Source organism: Collinsella ihumii (assembly GCF_900046475.1).
In the GTDB taxonomy this organism is placed as follows: Bacteria; Actinomycetota; Coriobacteriia; order Coriobacteriales; family Coriobacteriaceae; genus Collinsella; species Collinsella ihumii.
In genome coordinates this window covers 1-13,395 of the sequence record NZ_FCOU01000007.1, presented here as the reverse complement: position 1 = coordinate 13,395, position 13,395 = coordinate 1, and the positions used below count along the sequence as shown (strand labels likewise).

Here is a 13,395-nt window from a genome sequence, read left to right as displayed (position 1 = left end):
ACCGCCCATATGCCCTTCACCCATGTCATCTTCGACCTCGACGGCACTGTTCTCGACACCCTCGAGGATCTCGCGCGCAGCGCGAACCGCGTTTGCGCGGCACACGGCTGGCCGACCTTTCCCATCGACGCCTATCGCTACAAGGTGGGAAACGGCATGCAGAAGCTAGTCGAACGCTTCATGCCCGCTGAATTCGCAGGGGACGGGGCTCTGTTCGAGCGCGTGCTCTCAGAGTTCCGGACCTGCTACGACCTCCACAAGGAGGACCACACGGCCCCCTACCCGGGAACGATCGAGATGCTCGATGCGCTGCGCTCGGCGGGGCTGACGCTCGCCGTCCTCACCAATAAGGACCATGCCGCCGCCCGCCCGCTGATCCAGCGCTATTTCGGAACCGGTCGATTCGCCGTCGTCCAGGGCCATACGGCGCAGTTCGATCCCAAGCCGGCAGCGCCCATCACGCTTCATGTTCTCGAGCAGCTCGATGCCGCACCGGAGCGGACGCTCTACGTAGGCGACTCCAACGTAGATGTGGAGACCGGTCACAACGCGGGCCTCGCCGTAGCGGGTGTCACCTGGGGATTCCGCGGCCGCACGGAACTCGAGGCGGCAGGGGCCGACTTCATCGTCGACACGCAGCAGCAGCTCGTAGACATCGCGCTCGGCCGATAGCCGTCCCCGCTCGCGCCATCGATTCTCCGTTCCCCCTTTTCGAGAAGACGAACGCGGACCGATCGGCGCTTCCCTAAAGCGTCATGTTGGGATCCGCATCGATCGAGAAGTCCGAGAACTCACCTTTCAAGAACTTCTCTCGCGCAACGACGGCGATCATGGCGGCATTATCGGTGCACGCGTTTTGCGGAGGCACGGTCACCCTGATCCCCTGGCGGCTCAGCTTCCTGACCATCATGTCGCGCAAGTGGGGATTGGCTGCAACGCCACCGCCGATGCAGTACTCCTTTGCCCCCGTCTCGCGCAATGCGTTGCGCGCCTTCTTGTACTGGACGTCGAAAACCGCTGCCTCGAACGAGGCTGCGAGGTCGGGCAGATGGATAGGCCTGCCCGCTTTGTTCTCTTGCTCGATATAGAGCATGACCGCGGTCTTGAGCCCTGAGAGCGAGAAGCGGTAATCTCCCTTGCGATTCAGGGCGCGCGGGAAGTCTATGGCCTTGGGGTTGCCGTCCTCCGCAAGGCGCGAGATGATCGGCCCTCCGGGATACCCGAGCCCGAGCGCCTTCGCGACCTTGTCGAACGCCTCGCCCACCGCATCGTCAAGCGTCTCCCCCAGCACCTCGTAATCGCCCCACGCGCGCACGTGCACGAGCATCGTGTGACCGCCGGACACCAGCGTGAAGATGAACGGGGGCTTGAGGTCGGGGGTTGTCAGCAGGTTGGCATACAGATGCCCCTCAAGATGGTTCACGCAGATGAGTGGCTTTCCCGCCGCATAGGCGAAGCCCTTGGCGAACGCCACGCCGACCACCAGCGCGCCGACAAGACCCGGGCCCTGCGTCACGCCCACCGCAGCGAGCTCCTTGGGCGACAGCGCCCCACCCTCGAGACCGAGCGCCTCCGCCGCCTCCTCGAGCGCGGCATCGACGACGCCGACAATGACCTCGACATGCTTGCGGGAGGCGATTTCGGGCACCACGCCGCCAAAGCGAGCGTGAAAATCGATCTGGGTGGAAACCTGATTCGCCAGCAGGGTACCGTCTGCGTCGATGATGGCGACGGCCGTCTCGTCGCACGAGCTCTCGATAGCGAGCACGGGCTTTCGACGATCGAGCTCAGCAAGCTCGGCATCCGTACGGCGGGGCTCGGAAAGCGGCCAGGCGCGATGGACGGCGGAGGTCGGCTCGGGAGACGCCGCATCAACCGGCAAGGCCAACGGGAGCGAGGCGCTCATGACGCAGGCATCGATACCGGGGCCGTAGTAGCCGCGCCTGATCCCCACCTGAGAGAACCCAAGCTCCTCATAGAGCGCGACGGCGGCGGCGTTATCCGCTTCGACCTCGAGAGACGCGCTTTCGCAGCCGAGCATCTGCGCGTCATAGCTTACGTGCGCGAGCAGCTTGCGCGCGATGCCCTGACGACGATAGCCCGCGTCGACCGCGACGTCTAGTACCTGAACGTCCTTGTCAACGACCATACCCCCCGCGATGCCGATGAGCTTGCCATCATCATGGGCCACCCACCAGGAGCGCGGCGCCGCGACCCCGTCTCCCAGCTCGTCCAAAAACATCGTCGGCGTCCACGGAGCATGCCCCGCGCCCTCGAAACAAGCCGCCTCGAGCTCCGAGGCCGCTTCCGCATCGGCGGCGCCCATGGGCCTCAGCTGCAGATGCCTGCCGGCAAGCTCGTCGGCAACGCCGGTCGTATCCATATGAGCGCTTTCCGCCAGGCCAAGGCGCCTGCGCTCGTTTTCCTCCGCATCCGACAGACGCGTGTAGATGGGAAGCACGAGCGCGGGGTCTCCGGAACCAAGCGCCGCCTCGGATCCGCCCGCCTTGTCGATAAGCGCGCGGGCGGCAAGCAGCAGCCCTTCACCCGTCGGCCACCACAGATCGCGCGACAGCACGCGCGCCATCAGGCCCGCCTCTTCAAACCGGTTGCCGTAGCGCACCAAGCCGTCGCCGGTCAGCTGAATCTCGTGCGCATCGGGACGGGAGGACCACTCTTCGATGGCGACCGAGGCCTTTACGACGCGCTCGCGCTCATAGAGCCGCACCGCGCCCCTCTCGTCAAGACGGTAGAGCGCGGGGTACACCTCGCCGCGCATGGCATCGGCGGCAACGCCCACGAGACCACGAACGCCCGCTCGCCATGCCGTCCATGCGGTTGCGTCGAGCGTCGAGACGCCGAACAGATCGACATTGGCACCGCGCGCAAGGCCCTTTGCCGTGGAGATCCCGATACGCACGCCCGTGAACGAGCCGGGACCGCGCCCGACCAGCACCGCGTCGACGTCGTCCATGGCTTTTCCGGCCTTCTCGAGCACCGCGGCAACGGTATCGACCAGTTCCACGTTCGCATGGCGACGGCACAGATGGTCGGCTCGGGCGAGAACCTCAACGCCCGCGGCGGCCGCAGGCGACACGCCGTGCGCCGGCCACCACGCCAGCGCGCACGCCAGCATATCGGTCGACGTATCGCACGCCAAGATCAACGATCGCATCTCATCTGCATCTGACATCAATTGCATCCATTTCCCGTCGCGTCAGGCGCGCCCGCGATGCGGGCCGCCGCCAGATCGATATCACGCGCAAGCTCCTGCGCTCGAACGCCGTGCGGCTCAAGCGACACCAAGCGTCTCGTCTCGTCTTCCGGATCGCGCTGGATCACCACGGAGAGGAACTCGTCGGTCAGCTCGTCCTGGAACTGCTCCCCCCACTCCAGCACGCATACGCCCTCGTATCCCAGCACGTCGTACACGCCCGTATCCTCGAGTTCATACGCATGCTCCAGACGATACAGATCAAAATGGAACAAGGGGATCCGCCCGCCATCGTGCACCGCCATGAGCGCAAAGGTGGGGCTGGTCACCGGATGGGTGTCCCCCAGCCCGGCAGAGAGTCCCTTGGTCAGATGGGTCTTTCCCACGCCCAGGCCCCCGGTGAGCACTAACACGTCGCCATCGCGCACCTCTCCTGCCATGAGCCGCCCGAATTCCATGGTGTCTTCGACCGATTCGCTCACAAAGCGGCCGGCTCCGATTCGGCTGAGCGCCATGCTACTCCACGACCTTCGGCAGCGCGTCGGAGTGCTCCGACGCGGGCGCAACGGGAGCATCGGCGGGATGACGCTCGAGATAGTCTCCCAGCATGCGAAAATCCTCTTCGATCAACTTCTGCCACGCGGGGTTGCGCAGCGCCGCCGCCGGATGGAAGGTCGGCATGACCACGAAATGCCCCATCTGATGGAACCTCCCGCGCAGCTTCGTGATGCCGATTTCGGTTTTGAGCACAAAATGCGTCGCAGGGTTCCCCAGCGTCACGATGATATCCGGCCAGATGCTGCGAATCTGCTCCCGCAAAAACGGCGAGCAGGCGAGCACCTCATCGGGCCGAGGATCGCGGTTTCCCGGAGGACGGCACTTCAGCACGTTCGCGATGTAGATATCCTCCCGCTTGAGCCCTGCGAGCGAGAGGATCCCGTTCAGGTTCTCTCCGGCCCTGCCCACAAACGGCTCTCCCTGCAGGTCTTCATTGCGCCCGGGGGCCTCGCCCACGAACATCACACGCGCATGGGGGTTGCCCACACCGAACACGATGTTCGTGCGCGTCTCGTACAGCGGGCACAGGCGGCAATCCCCCAGCACAGAGCTGATCTCCTCGAGGGAGACCTCGCGTGGCTTCTGGTGCTCATGCCCTGGAATATGCATCACGCCCATGGGTGCTCCTTAGCAGTAGATCTTCTCGAGCCGCATGCCGAACCCGCACGCAACCTCGTAGTTGATGGTGCCGCGCAGCTGCGCCATCTCGTCCATCGTGATCTCGGCGTCCCCGTCGCGCCCGACGACGGTCATGATATCACCCATCTGGGCCTCGGGAATCTGCTGGCGGGAAGTCTGGGTAATCGCGACCATCATCTGATCCATGCAGATGTTTCCCACCTGGGGGATGCGCATGCCGCGATACAGCACGTCCATGCGATTCGAGAGCGTGCGGGACAGACCGTCCGCATAGCCGAGCGGCAAGGTGCAGATCTGCACGCGCGCGCGGGGAACGCGGTAGGTGAAGCCGTACCCGACACCCTCTCCCATTGCCGGGTGCGCAGTTCGCGTCACGCGCGCCTTGACGCTCATGACGGGGTCGAGCGGGAACACGGGACGCGTGACCTCACTGGGCTGCAATCCGTACAGACCGATGCCCGCGCGAATCATATCGTAATGCGTCGAGCCGTCGAGGATCGACGCCACGGTGTTGTCGCAGTGGACGATACCGCACTCATATCCCGCATCCTTCATGGCGGCGACCGCCTCGTCGAAACGCTTGCACTGCAGCTTATAGTCCCAGCCGTTCGACTCGTCGGCAGTCGCAAAATGCGTGAACACGCCGTCGCAATGGATGCCGCGATGGAAATCGATCTCGCGCCGGAACTCGAGGACATCGGCATAGTGCACGCCGATGCGATTCATGCCCGTCTCGATCGCCATGTGGTATTTGCCGATCGTGCCGCAGCTCACCGCGCGCTCTCCGTAGGCGAGGGCGAACTCCGATGTGTAGATGGAGGGCATGAGATTGTGCTCGAGCAGCGTGTCGATCGCCGCCATCGGGGGCTCGCTCAGCACCAAAATCGGCTCGGCGATCCCGCCCTGGCGAAGCTCGACCCCCTCGTTCACCGTCGCCACGGCGAACATGTCGGTCCCTGTGGCGTGCATGACCTTTGCGCAGGCAACAGCCCCATGACCGTACGCATCCGCCTTCACGACGCAGCACAGGCGCTGTCGCGGCCCCAAGAGGTTTTTAAACGCACGCGTATTGCGACGAAGCGCGCCCTGGTCGATTTCGACCCACGCCCATCGCGTCAGAGGCTCCTTGCGAAGCACCATGGCCTACTCAGCCTCCCCATCGGTCAGAATTCCCAAATCCTTGCAGGCCTCGTTTTCCACAAGCTGAAGCGCCTCGCCGATCAGGTCGATCAGATCCGTGGCGATAACGCTCTTCTCGCCATATTCGGCGGCTGCGGCAAACCCCGTATAGGAATGAACGGCGACCGCGTAGGCGCACAGCAGCTCCCAGCGATCAACGTCGCCATGGGCGGTCGCAACGGTCCCCGCCATAATACCGGCGAGCACATCCCCCGACCCGGCCGTCGCAAGAGAGGCGGGTCCCGAGATGGGAATGAGCACCTTTTCTACGCCCACGATAGCCGTCGTCGCGCCCTTCGCGACCACGACCAGATTATCCGATCCGACCGCCCACTCGATGCGCTGGGCGGCATCGATGGCAGTACCCAGGTCGTCAACCGGAACGTCACCCACCAGGCGAGACAGCTCACGGTGATGAGGCGTCAAGATGAGCGGGGCCTCGCGACGATAGAGCTCGGGAGTCTTGTCGATACCGTCAATCGAAAGACGCGCAAGGCAGTTGAGAGCATCGGCGTCCAAGATAAGCGGCACGTCGAGTTCAAGCAGGCCGGAGACAACCTGCATGCAGCCGGATGCCGTCGTCATCCCGGGCCCGCAGAGCACGCAATCATATTTCTTTGCGATCTCGCACACCACTTGGCGCGCAGCGGCACCGAACGATCCGCGTGAATCGGACGGAATGGCGATGACCGGAATCGAGGGAAGCGCCATGCGAATCAGATTCGCACACGCATCGGGCGCAGCGACAGCAACATAGCCGGCGCCCGCACGCGCTGCGGACTTCGCGGCCATCATGGCGGCACCGGGATACCGAGCGGACCCCGCGACCACGAGCACCGATCCGCGGGAATACTTGTTGACGTTGGCAGGCAGAGGCTCGATGTAATCCACCAGGTCCGCAGGCTCAACGATTTCAGCCGCATGATCGACATCGTCGATAACCTCATCCAACCGATCGTAAAGCTCGCCGCACACGAGCTCTCCGACAAACTGGGGGCCGTCGGCGCTATAGAGGCCTATCTTGGGGGCGATCATGGTGGCCGTCTTATCAGCCCGCACGCAGTGATCGGCGGCAACGCCGCTGTCAGAATCCAAACCGGAGGGGACGTCGACGGAAATCACGCGAGGAGAACTGTCGTTCAGCGTCGGGATCCAGATGGAAAACGGCGGACGAACCTCTCCATGGAAGCCGGTTCCCAAAATCGCATCGATGGCAAGATCGGCTTTCACCAGAAGAGCTGCAAGCTCATCGCGCGAGGGACCGACGACGATCTCGACATCACGCCCCGCGGTACGACGGGCGACATGGCGCGCCAAAGCAGACGGAACCTCATTGGGCTCAACGGGAGACACGACGACGACATGGACATCATGCTGCTGCAGGATGTCGGCCGCAACCCAACCGTCACCGCCGTTGTTGCCAAAGCCGACAAGAACAACAACCTCCTTCGGATGATACGAAAGAGCTGTCGAAGCTACGAACTCGCCCGCATGCTCCATAAGCTCAGCTTTGGACGTGCCTTCACGCTCGATAATGTTCTCGAGCTTGACTACTTCTTCGGTACTCAGAATAGGCTTCATATAAGCTCCCGTTTCAGTTAGGCCGTTTCGCCGTCCGAGGCGGACAGCTCAATGATAGATGCGCTATCAAGCTCGTCGAGGACCGCACGAGCCTCACGAAAGGATTTTGCGATCTTCGTCCGATCATCTTCTTTAACATCTTTTGGCTTAGGGCGAACATCGGCGGTAATGGCAAGGGCGTTCGCAATGGCCAAATCGGTGGTGAACGATAAGGACAAGGCGACCTCAACAATACCTTGATGCTGGGCGATCTCTGCAGCGCGGCCGCTCAGGACAGCAAGGGGCTTGCCGTTCTTATCACGAGATACGGAAACATCAGATCGGCCGACACCTTGACCAAAACCGGTACCGAGCGCTTTAAGGACAGCTTCCCGAGCAGCGAACCTGCAAGCATAATGCGACGCAGGACGTGCAGAAGCATCGCAATACGCCCGCTCCTCATCAGTAAACAGGCGCTGGGCAAATGAAGGCGTCCTCTCGAGAATCTGCTCCATGCGGCTGATCTCGACGATGTCGACACCGATTCCCGCCTCTGCCATATACACCACCTAAATCATCTACAAATGCACATGCATAGGTATTGTACTAGCAACTGAGAGATACGACGTAGAAGCACGCAGGAACCACGACAGCCTCAGCAGGCGGAAGCCCCGAAACGCGATTTCTCCCGCTATGCATACCGCGCGCCCTCGTCCTCCAGGCCGCCGAAGCCGGCGGAACCGCGCCAGATCGCCCGGCGGGCGGCATCAGCGGCTATGCAAGAATCCGCGACGGGAGGGCCTCCGCAGCAGGCGGAGCCCCCCGCGGAATCGCGGCATGAAAAAAGGGGAGGGCCCCGCGGGAACATCCCGCGGGGCCCTCCCCTGCGACGAAGCGCCGTCCACCGGTCAGCGGCGCCCTGCTCTCCCACGGGCTTCCCCCGCAGTACCATCGGCGCTGGCCGGCTTAGCTTCCGGGTTCGGAATGGGACCGGGCGTGCCCCGGCCGCCAGGACCGCTGACCGGTGGGCGGCGCTCCGCCCCGGGGGCGCCCGCGTGCCCCTGAGGGCCGCACAGCGAGTCTCGGGAGCGTCCGCGGTCCGATGCGGTCGGAGTGATGTGTTGAGAAGAGCTCGGGCGATTAGTACCCCTCGGCTGAGCGCGTCGCCGCGCTTGCACCTGGGGCCTATCAACCAGGTGGTCTACCTGGGCCCTTACCGAAAGGAGAACTGATCTCGGGAACGGCTTCCCGCTTAGATGCCTTCAGCGGTTATCCGCGCCGGACGCGGCTACCCGGCCATGCCGTCGGTCGACAACCGGTTCACCGGAGGTCCGTCCACCCCGGTCCTCTCGTACTAGGGGCAGCCTCCCTCGATTCTCCTGCGCCCACGGAGGATAGGGACCGAACTGTCTCACGACGTTCTGAACCCAGCTCGCGTACCGCTTTAAACGGCGAACAGCCGTACCCTTGGGACCTGCTCCAGCCCCAGGATGCGATGAGCCGACATCGAGGTGCCAAACCTTGCCGTCGATGTGGACTCTTGGGCAAGATCAGCCTGTTATCCCCGGAGTACCTTTTATCCGTTGAGCGACGGCCCACCCACTCGGGGCCGCCGGATCACTAGAGCCTGCTTTCGCACCTGCTCGACTCGTGGGTCTCGCAGTCAAGCCCGCTTGCGCTCTTGCACTCAAAAGGACGGTTGCCGACCGTCCCGAGCGGACCTTCGCGCGCCTCCGTTACCCTTTAGGAGGCGACCGCCCCAGTCAAACTACCCACCTGGCACGGTCCCCGGGCCGGGTCACGGCCCCGGGTTAGGACGCCGGGCGCGCGGGGGCGGTATTCCAAGGTCGGCTCCGCCGGGGCTGGCGCCCCGGCATCTCAGCCTCCCGCCTATCCTCTACGCGCGCGTCCAGCGGCCAATGCCAAGCTGCAGTGAAGGTTCACGGGGTCTTTCCGTCCTTCCGCGGGTAGGTCGCATCTTCACGACCAGTGCAATTTCACCGGGTCCATGGTCGAGACAGCGCCCAAGTCGTTGCGCCTTTCGTGCAGGTCGGAACTTACCCGACAAGGAATTTCGCTACCTTAGGACCGTTATAGTTACGGCCGCCGTTTACCGGGGCTTGGCTTCGCCGCCTCGCTTGCGCTAACGGCTCCGCGTGACCTTCCGGCACCGGGCAGGCGTCAGACCCTATACGTCGCCTTGCGGCTTCTGCAGAGTCCTGTGTTTTTGGTAAACAGTCGCTTGGGCCTCTTCACTGCGGCCGGCCTCCGCTCCGGGGGCGAAGCCCCTTCACGTACGCGCCGGCACCCCTTCTCCCTAGGTTACGGGGCCATTGTGCCGAGTTCCTTGACCATGGTTGACCCGATCGCCTCGGTATGTTCTACCCACCCACCTGTGTCGGTTTGCGGTACGGGCGGAGGGGCCCCTGCCTAGGGGTTTTTCTGGGGACCTCGGGCTCACTCGCTTCGCTTGAGTCGCTTCGTCCGGAGCCTCGCCCTCGCGCGGGACGGATTTCCCTGTCCCGCGGGCCGCGCTCCATCACGGGGGCGTCCAGAACCCCGCCGAGCCACCCCGATCCGTCGCCCCGTCGGTCGTGACGGTTCCCCTCCGGTGCAGGAATGTCTGCCTGCTGCGCTTCGGCTACGCCTGCCGGCCTCGCCTTAGCCCCCGACTGACCCTGGGGGGATTAGCCTCGCCCAGGAAACCTCGGGTTTACGGCGGACGAGTTACTCTCTCGTCTCTCGCTACTCATGCCAGCATTCTCGCTCGCGCGCGGTCCACGGCCCGGTTCCCCGGCCGCTTCGCCCCGCGCGCGACGCCCCCCTACCGATGAACTTAGGTTCATCCCGCCGCTTCGGTACCGCGCTTAGCCCCGTGTATTGTCGGCGCGCGCCCACTCGACCAGTGAGCTGTTACGCACTCTTTGAAGGGGTGGCTGCTTCTAAGCCAACCTCCTGGTTGTCTGCGCGAGCGCACATCCTTTGCCACTCGGCGCGGATTTGGGGACCTTGGCGGGCGGTCTGGGCTGTTTCCCTCTCGAGCACACAGCTTAGCCCACATGCTCTGACTGCCGGGATCTGGGCCTGCGGCATTCGGAGTTCGGTTCGAGTCGGTAGGCGGCGAAGCCCCCTCATCGATCCGGTGCTCTACCTCCGCAGGCGAACTCCCGACGCTAGCCCTAAAGCTATTTCGGGGGGAACGAGATATCTCCGGGTTTGATAGGCCTTTCACCCCTATCCCCAGGTCATCGGGGCACTTTTCAACGTACTGCCGTTCGGCCCTCCACGGGGTCTTACCCCCGCTTCAGCCTGCCCAGGGATAGCTCACCCGGCTTCGCGTCCGCGGCACGCGACTGGAACGCCCTGTTCGGACTCGCTTTCGCTACGGCTCGCTTCCCAGCTTAACCTCGCCGCGTGCCAGCGACTCGCTGGCTCATTCTACAAAAGGCACGCCGTCACCCCGCGAGGGGGCTCCGACTGCTCGTGGGCGCGCGGTTTCAGGTACTGTTTCACTCCCCTCCCGGGGTGCTTTTCACCTTTCCCTCGCGGTACTCGTGCGCTATCGGTCACAGGAGAGTGTTCAGGCTTGGATGGTGGTCCACCCAGGTTCGGACCGGGTTTCACGTGCCCGGCCCTACTCAGGCGCCGCGTCCGCGCCCGACCCGAGGGTACGCCTACGGGGCTGTAACCCTGTGCCGCCGGCCGTCCCATGCCGTTCGGCTCCCCTGGATCGGTGCGCGCCGGGGGCGGCAGCCCCTGGCGCGTCTGCTGGCCCTACAACCCCGGCGGCGCGAACGCTGCCGCGCGCATGCGCCCGCCGGTTTGGCCATGGCCCCCTTCCGCTCGCCGCTACTCGGGGGATCTCGCAGTTGATTTCTCCTCCTCCGGGTACTTAGATGTTTCAGTTCCCCGGGTTGTCCTCCCGGGGGCTATGGATTCGCCCCCGGGATGCCGGAACTCCTTCCGGCGGGTTCGCCCATTCGGAGACCCGCGGGTCGAAGGGTGTGTGCCCCTAACCGCGGATTATCGCAGCTTGCCGCGTCCTTCATCGGCTTCCTGTGCCAAGGCATCCGCCGCGCGCCCGTGATATCTTCTCGTTGCCGTCTGATATCCGCGCCCCGGGGGCGTCCCCCGGGGCGGCGCGAACATACCGGCCGGGGCGGTATCCGCCCCGGCGACCAGATGCTCATTGCTACTACCCATATATAAGGATCGTTTCGATCAATCCGTGTACATGTCGCAGAATCGATATCCGTTCTTCACTCTGTCAATATCGCTATCGAATCGTATTTCGCTCTCGCCGGACGCCGTGTCGGCGTCCGGGCTCGCTATGCGGCTCTCAAGGTACGCGGGGCGACCCCGGGGACCGGACGCTGCGGGGAAACCGGGGAAGGCCGAGCGGGCACACCTGGCCGTAGCAATTGTGAGATATTCACTTCGTCTCTTCCCATGGAAGCTGTCTCTCCCTAGAAAGGAGGTGATCCAGCCGCACGTTCCCGTACGGCTACCTTGTTACGACTTCACCCCCCTCACCCTCCACACCTTCGACGCCTCCCCCCCTTGCGGGTTGGGCCGGCGGCTTCGGGTGCAGACGACTCGGGTGGTGTGACGGGCGGTGTGTACAAGGCCCGGGAACGCATTCACCGCGGCATGCTGATCCGCGATTACTAGCAACTCCGACTTCATGGGGGCGGGTTGCAGCCCCCAATCCGAACTGGGGCCGGCTTTCAGGGATCCGCTCCCGCTCGCGCGGTCGCATCCCGCTGTACCGGCCATTGTAGCACGTGTGCAGCCCAGGGCATAAGGGGCATGATGACTTGACGTCGTCCCCGCCCTCCTCCGGCTTGACGCCGGCGGTCCCGCATGGGTGCCCGGCACTACCCGATGGCAACATGCGGCGGGGGTTGCGCTCGTTGCGGGACTTAACCCAACATCTCACGACACGAGCTGACGACAGCCATGCACCACCTGTGTCGGCTCCTTCCGGCCACGGGGTCTCCCCCGCTTCACCGACATGTCAAGCCCTGGTAAGGTTCTTCGCGTTGCTTCGAATTAAGCCACATGCTCCGCTGCTTGTGCGGGCCCCCGTCAATTCCTTTGAGTTTTAGCCTTGCGGCCGTACTCCCCAGGCGGGACGCTTAATGCGTTGGCTGCGGCACGGGGGGATCGTCCCCCCACACCTAGCGTCCATCGTTTACGGCTGGGACTACCAGGGTATCTAATCCTGTTCGCTCCCCCAGCTTTCGCGCCTCAGCGTCGGTCTCGGCCCAGAGGGCCGCCTTCGCCACCGGTGTTCCACCCGATATCTGCGCATTCCACCGCTACACCGGGTGTTCCGCCCTCCCCTACCGGACCCAAGCCGCGCGGTTCGGGGGGCGGCCCGGGGTTGAGCCCCGGGATTTGACCCCCCGCCTGCGCGGCCGCCTACGCGCGCTTTACGCCCAATGAATCCGGATAACGCTCGCCCCCTACGTATTACCGCGGCTGCTGGCACGTAGTTAGCCGGGGCTTCTTCTGCAGGTACAGTCTCGTCTCGTCCCTGCTGAAAGCGGTTTACGACCCGAAGGCCTCCGTCCCGCACGCGGCGTCGCTGCGTCAGGGTTGCCCCCATTGCGCAAGATTCCCCACTGCTGCCTCCCGTAGGAGTCTGGGCCGTGTCTCAGTCCCAATCTGGCCGGTCGGTCTCTCAACCCGGCTACCCGTTGTCGGCACGGTGGGCCGTCACCCCGCCGTCTACCTGATGGGCCGCGGAGCCATCCCCCTCCACCGGAGTTTTGCCCGCGCCGGGATGCCCTGGCGCGGGGTCATCGGGTGTTACCCGCCGTTTCCGGCGGCTATCCCCGGGAGGGGGGCGGGTTCTCCACGTGTTACTCAGCCGTTCGCCACTCGCTTCCTTCCGGAGAAGGGTGCCGTTCGACTTGCATGTGTTAGGCGCGCCGCCAGCGTTCATCCTGAGCCAGGATCGAACTCTCCGTCCAATTCAAAGGCCCGCTCGGAGCGGGCCGTGAGGCCGGGGTGCCCGTCCGGCCGGCATGACGCCGATCGGATCCATCTCGTATGCGTTCGCATCTTCTGGAGTTAAAAGGAACTTCGCGGGGCCTGGCGTCAAGCCAGACCTCACTCGTCACTTGGTTCTTCTGGTACACGATCGCACCGGGATCGGTGCTCGTCTTCCCTAAAGTTCCTCGCAGTATCCGGTTCTCAAGGTGCCCGCCTGCGCGGCCCCGCCGCGCGGCAAGGAGTTA

At 64.2% G+C, this 13,395-nt stretch carries 7 protein-coding genes and 3 rRNA genes; 1 reads left to right on the top strand and 9 read right to left on the bottom strand.

The features are described 5' to 3' along the window. Nucleotides 1-9: 9 nt before the first annotated feature. Entirely contained in the window at nucleotides 10-672 is a 663-nt protein-coding gene (locus BN3789_RS05385; protein WP_066831416.1) for an HAD family hydrolase, read from the top strand. Nucleotides 673-745: 73 nt separating this feature from the next. Here the strand turns inward: BN3789_RS05385 and tsaD are convergent, their stop codons facing one another. From tsaD to BN3789_RS05340, 9 genes are all read right to left on the bottom strand, one after another. Next, the gene (tsaD, locus tag BN3789_RS05380) at nucleotides 746-3,193 is read right to left on the bottom strand and encodes a tRNA (adenosine(37)-N6)-threonylcarbamoyltransferase complex transferase subunit TsaD (RefSeq protein ID WP_066831414.1); all 2,448 of its coding nucleotides are present in this window, start codon (nucleotides 3,191-3,193) and stop codon (nucleotides 746-748) included. Next, the gene (tsaE, locus tag BN3789_RS05375) at nucleotides 3,193-3,729 is read right to left on the bottom strand and encodes a tRNA (adenosine(37)-N6)-threonylcarbamoyltransferase complex ATPase subunit type 1 TsaE (protein ID WP_066831412.1); all 537 of its coding nucleotides are present in this window, start codon (nucleotides 3,727-3,729) and stop codon (nucleotides 3,193-3,195) included. Before tsaE ends, tsaD begins: the two co-directional genes overlap by 1 nt. Before the next feature lies 1 nt (nucleotide 3,730). After that, complete coding sequence (locus tag BN3789_RS05370; RefSeq protein ID WP_066831409.1) at nucleotides 3,731-4,390, bottom strand: uracil-DNA glycosylase; 660 nt, start codon at nucleotides 4,388-4,390, stop codon at nucleotides 3,731-3,733. Nucleotides 4,391-4,399: 9 nt separating this feature from the next. Next, nucleotides 4,400-5,551, bottom strand: a complete 1,152-nt coding sequence (gene alr, locus BN3789_RS05365; RefSeq protein ID WP_066831406.1) for an alanine racemase — start codon at nucleotides 5,549-5,551, stop codon at nucleotides 4,400-4,402. 3 nt (nucleotides 5,552-5,554) lie between these two features. Further along, entirely contained in the window at nucleotides 5,555-7,171 is a 1,617-nt protein-coding gene (locus tag BN3789_RS05360) for an NAD(P)H-hydrate dehydratase (RefSeq protein ID WP_079989112.1), read from the bottom strand. Between the two features lie 17 nt (nucleotides 7,172-7,188). Next, nucleotides 7,189-7,710: a holo-ACP synthase gene (gene acpS / locus BN3789_RS05355; protein WP_066831398.1), complete on the bottom strand. Its 522-nt coding sequence runs from the start codon at nucleotides 7,708-7,710 to the stop codon at nucleotides 7,189-7,191. A gap of 346 nt (nucleotides 7,711-8,056) precedes the next feature. Further along, nucleotides 8,057-8,172, bottom strand: a 5S ribosomal RNA gene (gene rrf / locus BN3789_RS05350). A 98-nt stretch (nucleotides 8,173-8,270) separates the two neighbouring features. Further along, nucleotides 8,271-11,247, bottom strand: a 23S ribosomal RNA gene (locus BN3789_RS05345). Nucleotides 11,248-11,620: 373 nt separating this feature from the next. Continuing rightward, nucleotides 11,621-13,128 (bottom strand): 16S ribosomal RNA (locus BN3789_RS05340). The 16S, 23S and 5S rRNA genes sit together here, the layout of an rRNA operon. Nucleotides 13,129-13,395 lie beyond the last annotated feature (267 nt).